The following is a 19,260-nucleotide window of genomic DNA, read 5'->3' as shown; positions in this document are numbered from 1 at the left end:
AATGACGGATGCGCAAGACGTATGGCTCGCGGGCGTCGACGGCTGCCCGGGCGGCTGGATCGCCGCCTTCGTGCGGCCCACGGGCGACGAGGTGCGCATCGCGGTCGTGCCGCGCTTCGCCGACGTGCTGGCCGAGGCCCGTGGCATCGTCGCCGTCGACATGCCGATAGGCCTGCCGGAGCGGGCAGGCCGCGGCGGCCGATCGGCGGAGAATGCGGTGCGGCCGCTGCTCGGGGCGCGGCAGTCGTCGGTGTTCTCGGTGCCATCGCGGGCGGCCATCGATGCGCGCGGCTACGACGCCGCCTGTGCCGCGGCGTTGGCGACCTCCGATCCGCCGCGCAAGGTGTCGAAGCAGCTGTTCAACATCGCGCCGAAGATCCGTGAGATCGACGCGCTGCTGCGTGCTGACGCTACGCTGGTGCCGCGCGTGTTCGAGGTGCATCCGGAACTTGCCTTCTGGCGGCTGAACGGCGAGCGCGCGCTGGCCGAGCCGAAGAAGGTGAAAAGCCGCTGCTACGAGCCGGGGCTGGCGCTGCGGCGCGGACTGCTCATCAGCGCCGGGCTGTCGCCGGCGGTGGTCAACGCACCGCCGCCGAAGGGCGCCAGGCCGGACGATCTCCTCGACGCGCTCGCCTGCGCCGCGGTGGCGCGACGCATCGGTGTCGGTAATGCGCGACCGTTTCCCGATCCACCGCCGCGCGATGACTACGGGTTGCCAATGGCCATCTGGGCGTGACAAATCGCAGGCAGCGAGGAGGTGGCGATGTCCGAATTTCCCGAGCGCCTGATCGAAGGCTATAGCGCCTTCCTCACCCAACGCCTGCCGCAGGAGCAGAGCCGCTATCGGCAGCTCGCCGAGCAGGGGCAGTCGCCCGAGATCATGGTGATCGGCTGCTGCGACTCGCGCTGCTCGCCCGAGCTCATCTTCGACGCTGGTCCGGGCGAAGTGTTCGTCTCCCGCAACATCGCCAATCTCGTGCCGCCCTATACGCCGGACTCCGCGCAGCGCTCGATGTCGGCCGCGCTCGAGTTCGCGGTGCAGGCCTTGAAAGTGAAGCACATCGTCGTGCTTGCACATGCGCAATGTGGCGGTATCCGCGCCTATGCCGAGGAGGCGGCACCGTTGTCGCCCGGTGATTTCATCGGCAACTGGATGGCGATGATCGCGCCGGCGGCGAAGGCCGTCGGCCCGCGCGGCGAGCGCTCGTTTAACGAATATCTCACGGCGCTCGAGCAGCAGTCGGCATTGACGACGCTCGATAATCTGATGACGTTTCCTTGGGTCAAGGCTCGGACCGAGAGCGGCAAATTGAAACTGCACGCCGCCTATTTCGGTGTCGCTACCGGCGATCTCTCGGTTTACGACCCGGCGACAAAGCGCTTCGAACGCGTCGCGGCCGACAAGCACGCAAAGGCGTTTACCGCGCCGAGGTTCTAAGTTTTTTACCTCTCCCCGCTTGCGGGGAGAGGTCGGCTTTCGAGCGCATGCGAGAAAGCCGGGTGAGGGGGCGTTTCAAACGCCTGAGCCTATCGGCCCCCTCACCCGGCTCGCATCTCGCTTCGCTTAATGCTCGCCACCCTCTCAATCGAAGTCGGATATTTCCGACTTCGATCTTCCAATTAAAGCGTTCGAACTCGGGTAAACCCGAGTCCGACTGCAAGCGGGGCGAGGGAAGATTACGCCGCCTTTTTCTTCGCGCTGATCAGCTTGCGGTTGATCAGGCACTCGGCGATCTGCACCGCGTTGAGTGCCGCGCCCTTGCGCAGGTTGTCGGAGACGACCCACATCTCCAGGCCGTTCTCGACCGTGCCGTCCTCGCGGATTCGGCTGATGTAGGTCGCATCCTCGCCGGCGCACTCGTACGGCGTCACGTAGCCGCCTGGTTCGCGCTTGTCGATGACGAGACAGCCCGGCGCCTTGCGCAGGATTTCGCGCGCTTCGTCAGCCGAGATCGGATTCTCGAACTCGATATTCACCGCTTCCGAATGGCCGATGAATACCGGCACGCGCACGCAGGTAGCGGTCAGCTTGATTTTGGGGTCAAGAATCTTCTTGGTCTCCATCATCATCTTCCACTCTTCCTTGGTGTAGCCGTCGTCCATGAAGACGTCGATCTGCGGAATGCAGTTGAAGGCGATGCGCTTCGGAAATTTCTTGCCCTCGACTTCGCCGAGGGTGAACACGGCCTTGGTCTGCGAGAACAGTTCGTCCATCGCCTCCTTGCCCGCGCCCGACACCGATTGATAGGTCGCGACCACGACGCGCTTGATCTTGGCGTGATCGTGCAGCGGCTTCAGCGCAACGACGAGTTGCGCCGTCGAGCAGTTCGGATTGGCAATGATGTTCTTCTTGGTGAAGCCTGAAACCGCGTCGGCGTTCACCTCCGGCACGATCAGCGGTACGTCCGGGTCCATGCGCCAGGCCGACGAGTTGTCGATCACGACGCATCCCTGCGCACCGATCTTCGGGGACCATTCCTTCGACACGGTGCCGCCCGCCGACATCAGGCAGATGTCGGTGTCGGAGAAATCGTAATGGTCGAGCGCTTTGACTTTCAGGGTCTTGTCGCCGAACGAGCACTCCGTGCCCACGCTCTTGCGCGAGGCGAGCGCGACGACTTCATCGGCGGGAAAGTTGCGTTCGGCCAGGATCGCGAGCATCTCGCGGCCCACATTGCCGGTGGCGCCCGCCACGGCGACCTTGTAACCCATTGTAGCGTCTCCGAAAAACGCTGCACCCGAGGTCTTCCCCAGGCCAGACCGCACGGCTTCTAAGCGAGAAACGGCCTTCTGACAATGATTTGCCGCAACCGCGAAACCTCGAACCTCATGTGGGGAGGCGCCGTCGCCACACCATAGGCACATGCTGCGCTGCCGCAACGATTTGGGCGGTTGCCGACGTCACTTCAATTGACCGGGGCATGAAACCGCTCGATCATATTCAAACTGAAGAATTCTATCCTCCGTGATGACGGAGGGTGGAGATGAGTTTTCTCTGGGGAGAGAAACATGATCTCACGACGCCACCTGCTGCAATCGGCAGGCGCGGCCGGAGCGGCTGCCCTGTTGCCATCGCTGGCCCGCGCGCAGAGCGCCGCCACTATGCTTACGCCGGGCGTGCCGAACGGCATCGCCAGCTACGCGGTCATGGGCAAACTGCCCGGCAAGCAGCCGCTCATCCAACTCGCCGATCGACCGCCGAACTATGAGGCGCCGCTCGAGTACTTCCAGACGCCGATCACGCCGAACGACAAGTTCTTCGTGCGCTATCACCTGGCCGATATCCCGGAGGTCAAGGTCGAGACCTACAAGATCAAGGTCGATGGCGATGGCGCCAGCAATTCCTTCGAGTTGACACTAGATGACCTCAAGAAGATGCCGGCGGTCGAGATCGCCGCGGTCAACCAGTGCTCCGGCAACCGCCGCGGCCTGTCGATCCCGCATGTCCCCGGCGTCGAATGGGGCTACGGCGCCATGGGCTGCGCCAAGTGGAAGGGCGTCAAACTTAAGGACGTGCTCGCCAAGGCCGGCGTGAAGAAGGAGACGATCGAAGTCGCGTTCAACGGCGCCGACGGGCCGGTCATCGACAAGACCCCGGACTTCATCAAGAGCGTGCCGCTATGGCGCGCGATGGATGACTCGACGATCATTGCCTACGAGATGAACGGGCAACCCCTGCCGCATTTCAACGGTTTCCCGGCGCGGCTCGTGGTGCCCGGCTGGACCGGCACCTACTGGATGAAACATCTCATCCATATCGACGTGCGCACGACGCCGCAGGGCGGCTTCTGGATGAAGCCGGCCTATCGCATCCCGGTCGGCGAATTCCCCGTGCGCGACCGCTTCATCACGCAGGAGGATGCGACGTCGACGCCAATCACCGAGATCGTCGTCAATTCGCTGATCACCAGCCATCGCGACGGCGCCAAGGTGAAAGCGGGCAAGGTCGCGGTATCGGGGCTGGCATGGGACGGCGGCTACGGCATCGGCAAGGTCGAAGTGTCGACCGACGGCGGCAAGACGTGGACGTCGGCGAAACTCGGCCAGGATCTCGGCAAGTTCGCGTTCCGGCCGTGGAGCTTCGACGTGCAGGCGAAGCGCGGCAAGACCACGGTGATGGTCACCGCCACCAACACGATCGGCCAGACGCAGGTGTCCAAGCTCCTGTTCAATGGCGCCGGCTACCACAACAACGTGATGCAAAGCATCACGCTCAGCGCCTGAGGAGAGAACCCATGCGGACCATCATGCTCGCTGTCGCCTCTGTCGCGCTCCTCGCCGGCACGGCCTTCGCCGATGAGCAGGCGATCAAGCTCAAGCCGGGGGCGGGACTGGACAAGGTGGAGGGCAACTGCGCCGCCTGCCATACCCTCGCATACATCCCGATGAACTCGGTTTACCTCAACAAGGCGGGCTGGACGGCGGAGGTGACCAAGATGATCAAGGCGTATGGCGCCCCTATCGACGACGCCGACGCGAATGCCATCGTCGAGTACCTCAGCAAAAACTACGGCTCCTGACCCCTTTCTGCCGGGTGGACGCCGGAGGCCTCGCCGTTCGCGGCGGGGCCTTTTTCGTTGAGAAATCGCAAAGACAATTGCCTGTGATCGGGCTCTGTTACCCTGAACCGAAGCCGGGTACAGTGGGTTCGACACGAGGCAACACGATTCTCCCGTCGAGGACATCCATGCGTCTGAAAGCCGCCGCCACAGTGATCGCCTTCATCGGGGCCTTGGGCCTGCTGGCGGCCCCGGCGGGCGCCGCACCGAAGAAAAAGGTGCGCGTCGTCTACCGCCACGACAGCACGGTTTATGTCAGCCGCGACGAAAACGGCCGCAAGCGCACGCGGATCATCATCCAGAAGCGCTCCTACCTCGATCCCGGTACCGAGACCTTCCCCGGCGAGCGCGGCGACCACGACTACGCCCAGCTGCCGGGTCAGCGCGCCACCAGCATCCTTGACAACACGGCGGGCGGCGCCAACCAGACGGCGCTGCCGGGCCCGTTCACGCTGCCTTTCAAGAATAATCCCTGGCTGCAATACTGATCGATCGGCGCATTCCAGATACGCAAAACGCGGCCCTCGGGGCCGCGTTTTTTATTGGCGTGTCCCGGACGCGGCGCAGCACCAAGTGATGCGCCGCAGATCCGGGGCCGTACAATCGCCCGAGTTCGTGATGGTCCCGGGTCGGCAGCGCACCGCTGGCGCGCTGCGCTGCGCCCGGGACAAGCGCTCTTATTTCTGCCCCTCGAGCTCGGCGAGGATGGCGTCGCCCATCGCGGTGGTGCCGACCGTCTTCATCCCCGGCGCGGCGATGTCGCCGGTGCGGAAGCCCTTGTCGAGGGCGCCGGCGATCGCCTTGTCGATCATGTCGGCCTCGGCCCCCATGTCGAACGAATAACGCAGCGCCATGCCGAACGATGCGATCATGGCGATCGGGTTGGCGAGGCCCTTGCCGGCGATGTCAGGCGCCGAACCGTGCACCGGCTCGTACAGCGCCTTGCGCTTCTTCGTCTTGGGATCGACCTCGCCGAGCGAGGCGGAGGCGAGCATGCCGAGCGAGCCCGTGAGCATCGCTGCGATGTCGGAGAGGATGTCGCCGAACAGATTGTCGGTGACGATGACGTCGAACTGTTTCGGATTGCGCACGAGCTGCATGCCGCCCGAGTCGGCGAGGTGATGCTCGAGCTGCACGTCCTTGAACTCGCGGTCGTGCACTTGCGTGACCACCTCTTTCCAGAGAACGCCCGTCTTCATGACGTTGTTCTTTTCCATGGAGGTGACCTTGTTGCGGCGCTTGCGCGCCAGCTCGAAGGCGACGCGCGAGATGCGCTCGATCTCGTAGGTGTCGTAAACCTGCGTGTCGACGGCGCGCTTCTGGCCGTTGCCGAGATCGGTGATCGTCTTCGGTTCGCCGAAATAGACGCCGCCGGTGAGCTCGCGCAGGATCATGATGTCGAGGCCTTCGACCAGCTCGCGCTTGAGCGAGGAGGCGTCGGCCAGCGCCGGATAGGTCACCGCCGGACGCAGGTTGGCGTAGAGCGCGAGGTCCTTGCGCAGGCGCAGCAGGCCGGCTTCAGGCCGCGCGTCGTACGGCACATTCGTCCATTTCGGACCGCCGACCGCGCCGAGCAGCACGGCATCTGCCGCCTTGGCCTTGGCGACCGTCTCGTCGGTGACCGCCACGCCGTGCGCGTCGTAGCAGCAGCCGCCGACGAGGCCCTCGTCGAAGGAGAATTTGTGCGGGCCCTTCCGATTGAAGAACGCAATGAGGCGCTTCACCTCGGCCATCACTTCGGGGCCGATGCCGTCGCCGGGAAGAAGCAGAAGGTTGTAGTTCGCCATTTGGGGCCTCGCGAGACGTTTCCTCGGCCACGGCGGGCTGCTCCTGCCACGGGACCGAACAAGGCCGCGATTGCTAAAGCCTCACCCACGGCTTGGCAACTGCCCCGGTCGTACCGAGATAAATGGGGTCGGACCGGCGTCGAATGGGTAGGTGCGAGATGGCTGCGAGCGCCCCGAAAGTCGTCATCGTGGGCACGGGTTTTGGCGGGCTGGAAGCCGCCAAGGCGCTGCGCCGCGCCGCAGCCGATGTGACGGTCATCGATCGCCACAACCACCACTGTTTCCAGCCGCTGCTCTATCAGGTTGCCACCGCGGCGTTGTCGCCGGCCGACGTCGCTTGGCCGATCCGCCATATTCTGCGCGACCAGACGAATGCCACGGTGCTGATGGAAGAGGTCGTCGGCGTCGATGCCGAGCACCGCCGCGTGCGCACGACCATGGGCGAGATCGCTTACGATTATCTCGTCCTCGCCACAGGAGCGACCCATTCCTATTTCGGCCACGACGAATGGGCTGCGGTGGCGCCGGGTCTCAAGCGCATCGAGGACGCAACCCGCATCCGCCGCAGCATCCTCATCGCTTTCGAGCGCGCAGAAGCGACCGCGGATATCGTCGAGCAGGGCCGTCTGCTCACGTTCGTCATTGTCGGGGGCGGTGCCACGGGCGTCGAACTTGCGGGCGCCATCGCCGACATCGCGCGGCAGACGCTGGCGGCCGATTTTCGCCGCATCGATCCACGTGCCGCCCGCATCGTTCTGCTCGAGGCCGGGCCGCGCCTGCTGCCTGCCTTTCCGCCCGATCTGTCCGATTACGTTCGCACGACCCTCGCCAATGCGGGCGTCGATGTCCGCACGGGCACGATGGTCACCAGTTGTGACAAAGGCGGCGTCGATACCAGCGCCGGCCGGATCGAGGCCGATACCGTCATTTGGGCCGCGGGGGTCGTCGCCTCGGCGACGGCGCAATGGCTCGGCGCCGCGGCTGATCGGGCCGGACGAGTGAAGGTTGAATCCGACCTGTCACTGCCGGGCCGTCCGGAGATCTTCGTCATCGGTGACACGGCGGCCGTATTCTACGGCGATGGCCGTCCGGTGCCCGGCATCGCACCCGCCGCCAAGCAGATGGGCAAATATGTCGGCCAGCGTATCGCGGCACGCATCGCCGGCCAGGCCGACGACAGGCCGTTTCGCTATCGCCATCTCGGCGATCTCGCCACCATCGGCCGACGCGCCGCAGTGGTGAGCTTCGGCCGCCTGCACCTGAAAGGCTTTATCGGCTGGGTGTTCTGGAGCGTTGCGCACATTTATTTTCTGATTGGCCTGCGCTACCGCTTCCTCGTCGCTTTCAACTGGTTCTGGGACTATCTGACGTTCCAGCGCGGAGCGCGGCTGATCACCGAAACCGAGCCGCCGCGCAAGACAGGCTGAGCCGCTACGCCGCCTACAGCCCCGAGAACCAGTTGTAGCCCTGGTTCGACCAGTAGCCACCGCGGTTCACGTTGGTCACTTCCATCGCCACGACGTATTTCGGCTGCTTGAAGCCAAGCTTGGTCGGAATGCGGATCTTCATCGGAAAGCCGTAGGCGCGCGGCAGGATCTTGTTGTCGAACTTGAACGACATCTGCGTCTGCGGGTGCAGCGCGGTCGGCATGTCGATGGTCTCGGTGTAGCCCTCGGCGCATTTGAAGTGCACGTACTGCGCGCGCGTGTCGGCGCCGATGCGCTTGAGGAAGTCAGACAATACCGCGCCCTGCCACGAGCCGATGGCGCTCCAGCCCTCGACGCAGACGTGGCGCGTGATCTGCGACACTTCTGGCAGCGCGTGCAGCTCGCTGAGCGTCCATGGCTTCTTGTTGTCGGCAAGGCCGGAGATTTCGAGCTTGTACGTCGCCGGATCGACCACCGGCGCCTCGTCGAGATCGTAATAGGCGTTGAACGGGAACGGCCGCGTGATGTCCGCTTCCGTGTAGGTCGGCGCCAATTTGTTCGGATTGAACAGGAAGGCCTGCACCCGGTCGTTGAAGCGCGACACATAGCGCAGCGCGTCCTCGGCGCTGTCCTCGTTCACGATGTCGCAGCCGGTCAGCATGGTCAGCGCGCCGAGGCTGGCGACGCCGCGCAGGAACGAGCGCCGCGCCGGATCGGGCATGAGCTTGCCGGCGTCGTTGATCAGCGCTTTGGCATCGACGCCAGGGATGGTTTTGCGGAAACGGGCCATGGCGCGCTCCTACTTTCCGGTGATCATGGCACGGAGGCTCTTCGGCACGATCAGCGCCAAGCTCACATGCACCACGAGGAAGGTGACGATCGCCGTCATCGCGGCGAAGTGGACATAGCGGGCGGTGTCGTAACCGCCGAAGAACGCGGTCAATTCCTGGAACTGCACCGGCTTCCAGATCGACAGGCCGGAGGCGACGATGACCACGCCGGTCAGGATGATGCCGAGATAGAGCACCTTCTGCACGGCGTTGTAGTGCGACAGGTCGTCGTGGCTGAGCTTGAAGGTCAGCGCCGCCTTGATATCGGCAATGACGGCGCGCGGGCCGACCGGAAACAACTTGCGGCGGAAGCGGCCGGTGACGATGCCGAGCGTCACGTAGACGAGGCCGTTGATCACGAGAATCCACATCGCGGCGAAGTGCCAGAGCAGCGCCCCGCCGAGCCAGTCGCCGATGGTGATGGCGCGCGGGAACGTGAAGCCGAACAGCGGCGACGCGTCGTAGACCTGCCAGCCGGAGCCGATCATCACCAGGATCGCCAGCGCGTTGATCCAGTGGCAGACGCGGACCCAGACCGGATGAATCGTCTTGGTGCTCGCGGCGTAGTCGGCGTGCATTGTTTCCGCGGTCATGGTCTTCCCCTCCGGGGCTGCTGGCGGGCCTGCAGTATTATACGGAGCGGCCGGGCCCGCGGATGCAGGCCCGGTCGCCGGCGTCGATCACTTCTTCATGTTGTCTTTGGACATCGAATCCTTCGACATGCTCTCCTTGGACATCGAGTCCTTGGACATGCTGTCCTTCTTCATCGAATCATTCTTCATGCTGTCCTTCGACATGGTGTCGTGGGACATGTTGTCCTTTTTCATGTCGTCGGCATAAGCGGCCGGGGCGAGGCTGACGCCGGCGATGGCGGTCGACAGGACGGCGGCGAGCAGGATGCGGGTCTTCATGGTTTTCCCTCCAGGAGAGTGTGACGTGACGAGGGATTCGCTAACACGCACCGCACACACATCCTCATCAGTTCCCCTTGTGGATGGATAGCGTTCGGCTCACGGATTGGTGAGAATGGCGCGGCCGGTGCGCCCCGCAGGGAGAGGCAGATCGTGAGTGCGAAAACGAATTCAGGCCGGTTTTTCGAGGATTTCCGGCTTGGCGAAACCATTCGCCACGCGACGCCCCGTACCGTCACGACGGGCGACGTGGCCCTCTACAATGGCCTGTTCGCGCCGCGTTTCGCGGTGCAATCGTCGGACGAGTTCGCCCGCCGCATCGGCTACGCGCGCGCGCCGCTCGATGACCTGCTCGTCTTCCACGTCGTCTTCGGCAAGACGGTGCCGGATATATCGCTCAACGCCGTTGCCAATCTCGGCTACGCCGATTTCCGTTTCTTGAAACCGGTCTATCCCGGCGCGACCTTGAACGCGGTCTCCGAGGTCATCGGGCTGAAAGAAAACTCCAACCGCAAGACCGGCATCGTCTATGTGCGCTCGCGCGGCTTCGACGAGACGGGCGAGCCGGTGCTCGACTACGTGCGCTGGGTGATGGTGCGCAAGCGCGACGAGACGGCGGCAGCGCCGGCGGAGCAGATTCCGGAGCTGCCGAAGGCGGTGCCGGCGAGCGCGCTCGGGCTCGCCTGTCCGCGTATCGATAGGGGGGCTTACGATGCCGCGCTCTCCGGCAGTCCACACCGCTTCGGCGATTACGCTGCCGGCGAGAAGATTGACCACGTCGATGGCATGGCGGTCGAGGAGGCCGAGCACCAGATCGCTACGCGGCTCTACCAGAACACGGCGCGGGTACACTTCAATTTGTTCGCGCAGACGAAAGACCGCTTCGGCAAGCGGCTGGTCTATGGCGGCCACGCCATCTCGCTGGCGCGGGCGCTGTCCTTTAACGGACTCGGCAACGCCTTCCATATCGCGGCGATCAACGGCGGCCGGCACGTGGCGCCGCTGTTTGCCGGGCTGACCGTGTTTGCCTGGTCGGAGGTTTTGGAAACGGCGGCGCTGCCCGGCCGCGACGATGTCGGCGCGCTGCGCCTGCGCACGATCGCCACCAAGGACCGCCCCTGCGCCGATTTTCCATTGAAAAACGGCGATGACTACGATCCGGCGGTGATCCTCGATCTCGATTACTGGGTGCTGCTGCCCAGGTCGTAGCTAAACATTCGCTCTTAAATGATCGACCAGCTGCCGCGCGTAAGGCGGCAGTGCACTGATGTCGCGCACGCAAATGTGCAATTCGCGCAGCGCCCAAGGATCGGTCAGCCGCACCGCGGCGATGGCCATCGTGCGCGCGGCGCGTTTCACCGTCGTCTCCGGTACGATGCCGACGCCGACGTTGCACTCGACCAGCCGGCAGATGGCGTCGAACGAACGCAACTGCACCCTGAGGCGTAGTGCGCGTCCGGCACGGGTCGCCTTCTCCGCCAGGAAGCGCTGGATGGCGCTGGCGCGGTCGAGCCCGACCATGTCGTAATCGAGCACCTCGGCGAAGCCGATGCGGTCGCGGCCGGCAAGCGGATGGCCGCGCGGCACCACCAGCACGAAGCGGTCGCTGCGATAGGGGAAGGTGTCGAGGCCGCCGATGTCGACCGTGCCGGCAACGATGCCGATATCGCCGGTGCCCTCGGCGATCAGGCCGACGATTTCGTCCGACAGCCGCTCCTCGAGATCGACGCTGATGTCGGGATAGCTGGTCAGGAACGAGCTCAGCGTCTCGGGGAGGAATTCGGTGAGCGCATTCGTGTTGGACAGCACGCGCACCTGCCCGGCGAGGCCGCGCGCGTAGGGCGAGAGATCCTCCTGCAGCTTCTCGCTCTGTGCCAGAATTCCGCGCGCGTGCTGCAACAAAGTGCGTCCGGCCTGCGTCGGTGTGACGCCGGCGCGGCCGCGCACCAGCAATTCGGTGCCGAAGCTGAGCTCCATCTTGCGGATGCGGGTCGAGGCGGCCGCCAGCGCGAGATTCGAGCGCTCGGCGCCATGGGTGATGCTGCCCGCCTCGACGATGTGCCGGAACAGATTGAGGTCGGTAAAATCGAAACGCACTGGGAGCGCTTCCTTCTTATTCCGCGAAGGCTGGCTTCAGCAACCGCGCATTGAACACGCAGTTTAGCAGCCTTACTTTCGTATTTGAAGAAGTAAGAGCAAATGTGGCTTGAAGTAGGCATCCGCCCCAACCGCCGCGTGCGTTGCGGCGGGCGCTCGCTTTGGCTACCAACCGCCCGCGACCACCGACAGGGTTCCGGTGGTGCGGAGTGTGGGAGACCGACATATGGCCGAGCTTGAGGCGAGCACCACCACGGGAGCGCGCCGAGCGCGCCCGATCTCGCCGCACCTGCAGATCTATCGCCCGATGCTGTCGATGATGATGTCCATCGTCCATCGCATCACCGGCGCCGCGCTCTATTTCGGCATGGCCCTCGTCGCTTGGTGGCTGCTCGCCGCGGCCAGCGGCCCGAACGCGTACGCCACATTCGAATGGGCGGTGGGCAATATCGTCGGCCAGATCGTCCTGTTCGGCTTCACCTGGGCGCTGCTGCACCACATGCTCGGCGGCATCCGCCACCTCATCTGGGATCTCATCTACGGCTTCGAGCCGGCGGAGCGCGAGATGCTCGTGCTCGCCAGCCTGATCGGCTCGATCGCTCTGACGATCATCGTCTGGGTGATCGGCTATCTCGCCATGGGAGGCCCGCGATGATCGGCCAGCGTCCGAACGAGATGCGCACGCCTGCGCGCCGCGTGCGCGGGCTCGGCCCCGCCCATTCCGGCACCACGACGTTCTGGCATCAGCGGGTCACGTCGGCGGCCGGCGTGCTGCTGACCATCGCCTTCCTCGTCATCGTGATCTCGCTCGTCGGCCGCACGCACGCCGCCGTGGTGCAGATCCTCGGCTCGCCGCTCGTTGCGGTGGTGATGCTGCTGTTCATCGTGAACATGCTCTACCACATGTGGATCGGCATGCAGGAAATCCTGCTCGACTACGTGCACGACGACAAATTGAAAATTCTGGCGCTGTTGGGAAACACGTGTTTCGTGTTCGCGGTCGGTTTCGCCGCCGCCTTCGCCATCCTCAAGCTTTCGTTCGGAGTCTGACGTCATGGCGGTGAATGGAAACGGCAAGGCCAATGGCGGGCCGGGGGTCGGCGGCAGGGCCTATCCGATCGAGGATCACAGCTACGACGTGGTGGTGGTCGGCGCCGGCGGCTCCGGACTGCGCGCCGTGGTCGGCTGCTCGGAGGCGGGCCTGCGTACCGCCTGCATCACCAAGGTGTTTCCGACGCGTTCGCACACAGTGGCAGCGCAGGGCGGCATCGCCGCCTCGCTCGGCAACATGGGCGAGGACGACTGGCGCTGGCACATGTACGACACCGTCAAGGGCGCCGACTGGCTCGGCGATCAGGACGCGATCGAATATCTCTGCCGCAACGCGCCGGCCGCGGTGTACGAGCTCGAGCACTGGGGCCTGCCGTTCTCGCGCCGCGAGGAAGACGGCAAGATCTATCAGCGCCCGTTCGGCGGCATGACCACGCACTTCGGCAAGGGCACCGCGCAGCGTACCTGCGCCGCCGCCGACCGCACGGGCCATGCGATGCTGCACACGATGTACGGCCAAGCGCTGCGCCACTCGGCCGAATTCTACGTCGAGTACTTCGCCATCGATCTGATCATGGACGACGACGGCCGCTGCCGCGGCGTCATTGCGCTCAATCTCGACGACGGCTCGATCCACCGCTTCCGCGCCAACATGACGATGCTGGCGACCGGCGGCTACGGCCGCGCCTACTTCTCGTGCACCTCGGCGCACATCTGCACCGGCGACGGCAACGCCATGGTGCTGCGTGCCGGCCTGCCGCTGCAGGACATGGAGTTCGTGCAGTTCCATCCGACCGGCATCTATCCGGCCGGCTGCCTGATCACCGAGGGTTCGCGCGGCGAGGGCGGCTATCTCGTCAATTCCGAAGGCGAGCGCTTCATGGAGCGTTACGCGCCGTCGGCCAAGGACCTCGCCTCGCGCGACGTCGTTTCGCGCGCGATGACCATCGAGATTCGCGAGGGCCGCGGCGTCGGCAAGGAGAAGGACCACCTCTTCCTGCACCTCGACCATCTCGACCCCAAGGTGCTGCACGAGCGGCTGCCGGGCATCAGCGAGACGGCGCGCATCTTCGCCGGCGTCGACGTGACGCGCGAGCCGATCCCGGTGCTGCCGACGGTGCACTACAACATGGGCGGCATCGCCACGAATTATCATGGCGAGGCGCTGACCAAGACGAACGGCAACGACGACGTCGTCATCCCGGGCCTGATGGCGCTGGGCGAGGCGGCCTGCGTGTCGGTCCACGGCGCCAACCGCCTCGGCTCCAACTCACTCATCGACCTGGTCGTGTTCGGCCGAGCCGCCGCTCAGCGTTGCGCCGAAATCCTCACGCCGAACGACAAGCAGCCAGAGTTGCCGAAGGACTCGGCCGATCTCGCGCTGTCGCGCCTCGACAAGTTCCGCTTCGCCTCCGGCGGCACGCCGACGGCGAAGCTGCGGCTCAACATGCAGCGCGTGATGCAGAACAACTGCGCTGTCTTCCGCACCGGCGAGGTGCTGGAGGAGGGCGAGAAGCTGATCCAGGAGGTCTACAACGGCATGGTCGACGTCGGCGTCAGCGACCGCTCGCTGATCTGGAATTCCGACCTGATCGAGACGCTTGAGCTTGACAATCTGGTTGCCCAGGCGACGGTCACCATGACCTCGGCGAAGAACCGCACCGAGAGCCGCGGCGCGCATGCGCGCGAGGACTTCCCCGATCGCGACGACGTCAACTGGATGAAGCACACGCTGTCGTGGCTCGATCACTCCGGCAAGGTGAAGATCGAGTATCGTCCGGTGCACGCCTACACGCTCACCAACGACGTTTCCTATATCGAACCGAAAGCGCGCGTTTACTGACGCGGAAGGTCATCGAACATGGTCGAATTCACGCTGCCGAGAAATTCCAAGGTCGTCGAAGGCAAGACTTGGCCGCACGGGCCGAGTGCGCGGGCGGGAGAGGAAACCGAATTCCGCATCTATCGCTGGAATCCGGAAGACTCCGAGAACCCGCACGTCGACACCTATTACGTCGACCGTCACGACTGCGGGCCGATGGTCCTCGACGCGCTCATCTGGATCAAGAACAACATCGATCCGACGCTGACCTTCCGCCGCTCCTGCCGCGAAGGCGTCTGTGGCTCCTGCGCCATGAACATTGACGGCACCAACACGCTCGCCTGCACCAAGGCGATCGACGACAACAAGGCGCCGGTGAAGCTCTATCCCCTGCCGCACCAGCCGGTGGTGAAGGATCTCGTCCCCGACCTGAAGAACTTCTACGCCCAGTACGCCTCGATCGAGCCGTGGCTGCACACGGTGACGCCGACGCCGGAGAAGGAGTGGAAGCAGAGCCACGAGGATCGCGCCAAGCTCGACGGCCTGTACGAGTGCATCCTCTGCGCGTGCTGCTCGACCGCGTGCCCGAGCTACTGGTGGAATTCCGACCGCTATCTCGGGCCCGCCGCGCTGTTGCAGGCGAACCGCTGGGTCAAGGACTCGCGCGACGAGGCCACCGGCGACCGGCTCGACAATCTTGAGGATCCGTTCCGCCTCTATCGCTGCCACACCATCATGAACTGCTCCAAGGCCTGTCCGAAGGGCCTCAATCCGGCGAAGGCGATTGCCGAATTGAAAAAGGACATGGTCGACCGGCAGCTATAGCGCGTCATCGGCGAAAGTCGGAGTGCCGTCTCCCCCCGGGGAGAGGGCACAGCGATTTGCTCAGCGAAGCGCTCGACCTTCGAGCCGCGCAATGAGGGGGCCATCGGAACCCTCCGCTCAGGCGTACGTTACCGCTACGTGGACCGCGAAGCCCGCATCTGGAATTTGCTTGAAGAGAGCGGCGTCGGCATGCTGACGACGTGCTTTGCCGGCGGCCTGCGCGCGCGCCCGCTCGAAGCGCGGCTCGATCGCGACCACGGCGTCATCTATTTCATCGTCGACGTGCGCGGCCTGAAGGACGACGAGATCGAGGCCGCGCCTGACGTCTGCTTTACCCTGACCAACGCGCACGACAAGGCCTACCTGTCGCTCGCCGCGCGCGCCGAAGTGCTGCGCGATCCGCTGCTGGCGGCGAAATTCTGGAAGAAGACCGACGACGTGTGGTGGCCGGGCGGACCCGAGGATCGGCACGTTCGGGTGTTAAGGCTCGAGCCGTCGCTCGCCGAATTGTGGGACGGGCCGGCGAGCCGCGAGGTGGCCCGCTACGAATTCGCCAGGGCGCGTGCGACTGGCGAAGAGCCAGATCTCGGGCAGAACCGCAAGGCGACCGTCGACATGTCGTGACGTGCTGGCACGCTGACGACGAGATCAAACAATAATGTTGCCGTGTCCGGCCGCGGTGCGATCAGCAACGACCGCGAGCGCATCAAGGAATTGTTTTCCGTCGCCGCAAAGGCGTGGTGGGACGCGAGCGACGACCCAAACATCCGGCTACTGACCGTCACGCCGGACGGGCCGAGTACTGGGACGGCCGCGGCAAGGCTGAGAGTATGATCAGCATGACCGTCGCCGCGGCGACTGGCGGCCGCCCGAATGTCGGCAAGAATGAAAAAGTTTCAATGACTTAAGCGGGGTTCGCGCGGGTGGGCGCACTAACCGGCGTGGTTGCTGCGGAGGCATAGTTACAACTTCCGCTTGCTTCCGGTCGTTGCGATGACGCAAGCTCCGCCCGGTGGGGAGGGGCTTGTGTTGCGTCTGCGTGCCGCCGTCCTGTTGCTCGTGCTCGCATGTGCCGGCTGCACACCGGTGTCGCGCCTGCCCGCTCTCGATGCCAAGGTGGTCGCGGCCGAACAGCGGCGCGAGCAGATTTCGCAGATGCGCAGCTACTATACGGGCCTCCACCGCGTCGACAACGTCGCGTTTCAGCTGCGCGTTGCCAATGTCGCATTCTGCAAGAAACAGATATCAGCGCAGATCGGCCTCTACGCGGTGACGCCGCAAAGCCTGCCGCAACATTTCCGCTCCTTTGCCGCTGAAGCGCTCAATCTGACCTGGGCGCGGCCGACGGTCATCTCGGTAGCGGACAACTCGCCGGCGGCGCAGGCGGGCATCCGCGATCACGACGAGATCATCGCGCTCGACGGCGAGCTCATACCGGTCAAGCGAACCGCCGGCTGGATAGGCGGCTGGTTGAGGGCGAACGGCGTCAAGCCGGTGCGCGTCGATCTGCGGCGGGACGGCGTCGACCAGACCGTGACGGTGACGCCGGTGATGGCGTGCTCGGTTCCGATCAATTACGCCGTCACCGCCGACGTAAACGCATCGTCCGGCGACAAAGGGATCATCATCGAGTCCGGCATCGTCGCGATCGCCAAGACCGACGCGCAACTCGCGACGGTGATCGGCCATGAGATGGCGCACACCAATCTGGGTCATCTCGACAAGCAGCGCACGAACATGCTCATCGGCTTTGCCAGCGGTCTCGCCGTCGATGCCGGCGTCATGGTCGGTGGCATCCCGACAGGCGGCTTCTTCTCGCGCGAGTTCGCGCGAAGCGGGGCGCGCGCCTACAGCGTTCAGTTCGAGCGCGAGGCCGACTACGTCGGCGCCTATTACGCCGCGCGCGCCGGCTACGACCTCAATGGCACGGAAGAGCTGTGGTGGACGTTGGGTCAGCAGGTGGACCCGAACAGCTTGCGGTTCGCCAAGACGCATCCTCTGGCGCCGGTGCGCTTCCTGCAAATGCGTGCGGTCGCGGCGGAGATCGCGGAGAAGCGCGCGAAGAATCTACCGCTGGTGCCGGAGCTCAAGCCGTTCGCGACGGCCGCGTCACCGCCGCCGAGCACCTACTGATCAGCCGCACTTCTTCGCCTGGCAGTTCTTCTCCAGCTCCGGCCACGGCTTGTAGATCGCGCCTTTGCACTGGCCGTTCGCCGCCGGCACGAGCTGATTGAGATGCCCGCCGTAGAAATAGGCGATCCGCTCCTGGTCGCCGGTGTATTGGCGGTTGATGTCGCGCGCGTTGAAGCGCACGCAGACGGCATAACGCTGGTCCTGCTCGCTGACCTGCTGCAGCACCGGATCGCTGATGCCCGCATCGCGCACGTTGGTCGGGTCGGTCAGCTTCACCGACAGGGTCTGCAGGATCTCGTTTCTGTAGTCCGACGGGAAAATGTTGGGAGCGACCGGCGGCGGCGGTTTGGTGAAGTCAAAGCTCGAGCAGGCGCCGAGCGAAATTGCCGCGAGCGCCAGCACACCGAGTCCGGTCCGTCCCATTTCACTTCCCCCGATCAGCCGCGCTTGAGCGTGCTCTTCCGTTGCCCCAAAGTGCGGAGCCGCAAGGCATTCAGCTTGATGAAGCCGGCCGCGTCCTTCTGGTCGTAGGCGCCCTTGTCGTCCTCGAAGGTGACCAGCGTCGACGAGTAGAGCGAGGCCGGGCTCGCGCGGCCGGTGACGATGACATTGCCCTTGTACAGCTTGAGCTTGACCTCGCCCTCGACCATCTCCTGCGACTTGTCGATCGCCGCCTGCAGCATCTCGCGCTCCGGCGAGAACCAGAAGCCGTTGTAGATCAACTCGGCGTAGCGCGGCATCAACTCGTCCTTGAGATGGCCCGCGCCGCGGTCGAGCGTGATCGATTCGATGGCGCGGTGCGCCGCGAGGAGAATGGTGCCGCCGGGCGTCTCATAGACGCCGCGCGACTTCATGCCGACGAAGCGGTTCTCGACGAGGTCGATGCGGCCGATGCCGTTGTCGTGGCCGAGCTTGTTGAGCGCCGCGAGCAAAGTCGCCGGCGACATCGCCTCACCGTTGAGGCTGACCGCATCGCCCTTGCTGAAGCCGATGCTGATCTCGGTCGCCTTGTCCGGCGCGTCCATCGGCGAGATGGTGCGCTGATAGACGATCCCCGGTGCTTCCTTCGCCGGATCCTCCAGTACCTTTCCTTCCGACGAGGAATGCAGCAGGTTGGCGTCGACCGAGAACGGCGCCTCGCCTTCCTTGTCCTTGGTGATGGTGATCTGGTGGTCGCGCGCGAACTTCAGCAACTCTTCGCGGCCCTTGAACGTCCACTCGCGCCACGGCGCGATGATCTTGATACCCGGCTCGAGCGCGTAATAGGAAAGCTCGAAGCGCACCTGGTCGTTGCCCTTACCGGTGGCCCCATGACAGACGGCATCGGCGCCGACCTTGCGGGCGATCTCGATCTGCTTCTGCGCGATCAGTGGTCGCGCGATCGAGGTGCCGAGCAGGTACTGGCCCTCGTACACGGTGTTGGCGCGAAACATCGGGTTGACGAAGTCGCGCACGAACTCCTCGCGCAGATCCTCGATGAAGATGTTTTCCGGCTTGATGCCGGCACGCAGCGCTTTTTCACGGGCGGGCCCGAGCTCCTCGCCCTGGCCGAGATCGGCCGTGAAGGTGACCACCTCGGCGCCATAGGTGGTCTGCAGCCACTTGAGGATGATCGAGGTATCGAGGCCGCCGGAGTAGGCGAGCACGACCTTCTTGATGGACTTCTGGTCGCCGGGCATCGGGACTCTTTCTGACGCGGGCGGTGCGCCCGGGGTGGGGTGTTCTGCGGGCTGTTGAACTTTAGGCGGCGCGGCAGGTCAAGGGCCGCCCATGGGCGCGTATTCGCTCGCGTTTACCCTCCCCCTGGCGGGCGAGGGCT

At 64.7% G+C, this 19,260-nt stretch carries 22 protein-coding genes; 14 read left to right on the top strand and 8 right to left on the bottom strand.

Annotation, left to right across the window (positions count from 1 at the left end):
* Position 1 precedes the first annotated feature (1 nt).
* Both VGV41_RS15360 and VGV41_RS15355 read left to right on the top strand, forming a co-directional pair.
* Positions 2–736: a DUF429 domain-containing protein gene (locus tag VGV41_RS15360; protein ID WP_326864745.1), complete on the top strand. Its 735-nt coding sequence runs from the start codon at positions 2–4 to the stop codon at positions 734–736.
* A gap of 27 nt (positions 737–763) precedes the next feature.
* Positions 764–1,438 carry a carbonic anhydrase gene (locus VGV41_RS15355; protein WP_326864743.1) on the top strand — a complete coding sequence of 225 codons (675 nt, stop codon included), beginning with the start codon at positions 764–766 and terminating at the stop codon, positions 1,436–1,438.
* Positions 1,439–1,677: 239 nt separating this feature from the next.
* On the opposite strand, the gene VGV41_RS15350 is transcribed toward VGV41_RS15355, so the two are convergent.
* Positions 1,678–2,712, bottom strand: coding sequence for an aspartate-semialdehyde dehydrogenase (locus tag VGV41_RS15350; RefSeq protein ID WP_326864742.1), 1,035 nt, complete (start codon positions 2,710–2,712; stop codon positions 1,678–1,680).
* A gap of 297 nt (positions 2,713–3,009) precedes the next feature.
* On the opposite strand from VGV41_RS15350, the gene VGV41_RS15345 reads away from it, so the two are divergent.
* From VGV41_RS15345 to VGV41_RS15335, 3 genes are all read left to right on the top strand, one after another.
* Complete coding sequence (locus VGV41_RS15345; RefSeq protein WP_326864741.1) at positions 3,010–4,224, top strand: molybdopterin-dependent oxidoreductase; 1,215 nt, start codon at positions 3,010–3,012, stop codon at positions 4,222–4,224.
* A gap of 11 nt (positions 4,225–4,235) precedes the next feature.
* Complete coding sequence (locus VGV41_RS15340) at positions 4,236–4,520, top strand: cytochrome c (RefSeq protein WP_326864740.1); 285 nt, start codon at positions 4,236–4,238, stop codon at positions 4,518–4,520.
* Positions 4,521–4,687: 167 nt separating this feature from the next.
* On the top strand, positions 4,688–5,047 hold the full coding sequence (locus VGV41_RS15335; RefSeq protein WP_326864739.1) for a hypothetical protein: 360 nt from the start codon (positions 4,688–4,690) through the stop codon (positions 5,045–5,047).
* Positions 5,048–5,236: 189 nt separating this feature from the next.
* Here the strand turns inward: VGV41_RS15335 and leuB are convergent, their stop codons facing one another.
* Positions 5,237–6,346, bottom strand: coding sequence for a 3-isopropylmalate dehydrogenase (gene leuB, locus VGV41_RS15330; RefSeq protein WP_326864738.1), 1,110 nt, complete (start codon positions 6,344–6,346; stop codon positions 5,237–5,239).
* Positions 6,347–6,504: 158 nt separating this feature from the next.
* On the opposite strand from leuB, the gene VGV41_RS15325 reads away from it, so the two are divergent.
* Complete coding sequence (locus VGV41_RS15325; RefSeq protein ID WP_326864736.1) at positions 6,505–7,773, top strand: NAD(P)/FAD-dependent oxidoreductase; 1,269 nt, start codon at positions 6,505–6,507, stop codon at positions 7,771–7,773.
* 13 nt (positions 7,774–7,786) lie between these two features.
* Here VGV41_RS15325 and VGV41_RS15320 read toward each other — a convergent pair whose 3' ends face one another.
* From VGV41_RS15320 to VGV41_RS15310, 3 genes are all read right to left on the bottom strand, one after another.
* On the bottom strand, positions 7,787–8,563 hold the full coding sequence (locus VGV41_RS15320) for a molybdopterin-dependent oxidoreductase (protein ID WP_326864735.1): 777 nt from the start codon (positions 8,561–8,563) through the stop codon (positions 7,787–7,789).
* Positions 8,564–8,572: 9 nt separating this feature from the next.
* The gene (locus VGV41_RS15315) at positions 8,573–9,196 is read right to left on the bottom strand and encodes a cytochrome b/b6 domain-containing protein (protein WP_326864734.1); all 624 of its coding nucleotides are present in this window, start codon (positions 9,194–9,196) and stop codon (positions 8,573–8,575) included.
* 87 nt (positions 9,197–9,283) lie between these two features.
* A complete protein-coding gene (locus VGV41_RS15310; RefSeq protein ID WP_326864732.1) occupies positions 9,284–9,514 on the bottom strand; it encodes a pentapeptide MXKDX repeat protein in 231 nt (76 codons plus the stop codon).
* Positions 9,515–9,667: 153 nt separating this feature from the next.
* Between VGV41_RS15310 and VGV41_RS15305 the strand changes: the two genes are divergently transcribed.
* The gene (locus VGV41_RS15305) at positions 9,668–10,723 is read left to right on the top strand and encodes a MaoC family dehydratase (protein WP_414705123.1); all 1,056 of its coding nucleotides are present in this window, start codon (positions 9,668–9,670) and stop codon (positions 10,721–10,723) included.
* Here the strand turns inward: VGV41_RS15305 and VGV41_RS15300 are convergent, their stop codons facing one another.
* Positions 10,724–11,611, bottom strand: coding sequence for a LysR family transcriptional regulator (locus VGV41_RS15300; RefSeq protein WP_326864730.1), 888 nt, complete (start codon positions 11,609–11,611; stop codon positions 10,724–10,726).
* Positions 11,612–11,837: 226 nt separating this feature from the next.
* Between VGV41_RS15300 and sdhC the strand changes: the two genes are divergently transcribed.
* The 7 genes from sdhC to VGV41_RS15265 all read left to right on the top strand — a co-directional run bounded on the left by sdhC (position 11,838) and on the right by VGV41_RS15265 (position 17,441).
* Positions 11,838–12,266 carry a succinate dehydrogenase, cytochrome b556 subunit gene (gene sdhC, locus VGV41_RS15295; RefSeq protein ID WP_326864729.1) on the top strand — a complete coding sequence of 143 codons (429 nt, stop codon included), beginning with the start codon at positions 11,838–11,840 and terminating at the stop codon, positions 12,264–12,266.
* Positions 12,263–12,661 carry a succinate dehydrogenase, hydrophobic membrane anchor protein gene (sdhD, locus tag VGV41_RS15290; RefSeq protein WP_326864728.1) on the top strand — a complete coding sequence of 133 codons (399 nt, stop codon included), beginning with the start codon at positions 12,263–12,265 and terminating at the stop codon, positions 12,659–12,661. The genes sdhC and sdhD overlap by 4 nt, the downstream gene beginning before the upstream one ends.
* A 4-nt stretch (positions 12,662–12,665) precedes the next feature.
* Positions 12,666–14,504 (top strand): succinate dehydrogenase flavoprotein subunit, encoded by a 1,839-nt coding sequence (gene sdhA / locus VGV41_RS15285; RefSeq protein WP_326864727.1) that lies wholly within the window; start codon positions 12,666–12,668, stop codon positions 14,502–14,504.
* Positions 14,505–14,522: 18 nt separating this feature from the next.
* Entirely contained in the window at positions 14,523–15,308 is a 786-nt protein-coding gene (locus VGV41_RS15280) for a succinate dehydrogenase iron-sulfur subunit (protein WP_326864726.1), read from the top strand.
* A gap of 138 nt (positions 15,309–15,446) precedes the next feature.
* Positions 15,447–15,932: a pyridoxamine 5'-phosphate oxidase family protein gene (locus VGV41_RS15275; protein ID WP_326864725.1), complete on the top strand. Its 486-nt coding sequence runs from the start codon at positions 15,447–15,449 to the stop codon at positions 15,930–15,932.
* Positions 15,933–15,974: 42 nt separating this feature from the next.
* Complete coding sequence (locus VGV41_RS15270; RefSeq protein ID WP_326864724.1) at positions 15,975–16,142, top strand: pyridoxamine 5'-phosphate oxidase family protein; 168 nt, start codon at positions 15,975–15,977, stop codon at positions 16,140–16,142.
* Positions 16,143–16,334: 192 nt separating this feature from the next.
* The gene (locus tag VGV41_RS15265; RefSeq protein WP_326864723.1) at positions 16,335–17,441 is read left to right on the top strand and encodes a M48 family metallopeptidase; all 1,107 of its coding nucleotides are present in this window, start codon (positions 16,335–16,337) and stop codon (positions 17,439–17,441) included.
* Here VGV41_RS15265 and VGV41_RS15260 read toward each other — a convergent pair whose 3' ends face one another.
* Both VGV41_RS15260 and VGV41_RS15255 read right to left on the bottom strand, forming a co-directional pair.
* On the bottom strand, positions 17,442–17,864 hold the full coding sequence (locus VGV41_RS15260) for a hypothetical protein (RefSeq protein WP_326864722.1): 423 nt from the start codon (positions 17,862–17,864) through the stop codon (positions 17,442–17,444). It abuts the gene before it with no gap.
* 14 nt (positions 17,865–17,878) lie between these two features.
* Positions 17,879–19,120, bottom strand: coding sequence for an argininosuccinate synthase (locus tag VGV41_RS15255; protein WP_326864720.1), 1,242 nt, complete (start codon positions 19,118–19,120; stop codon positions 17,879–17,881).
* Positions 19,121–19,260: the final 140 nt, after the last annotated feature.

Origin of the sequence: Pseudolabrys sp. (assembly GCF_035943735.1) — a bacterium.
GTDB lineage: Bacteria > Pseudomonadota > Alphaproteobacteria > Rhizobiales > Xanthobacteraceae > Pseudolabrys.
Note: the sequence above shows the minus strand (reverse complement) of the source record. Positions and strands in the feature narration are given on the sequence as shown.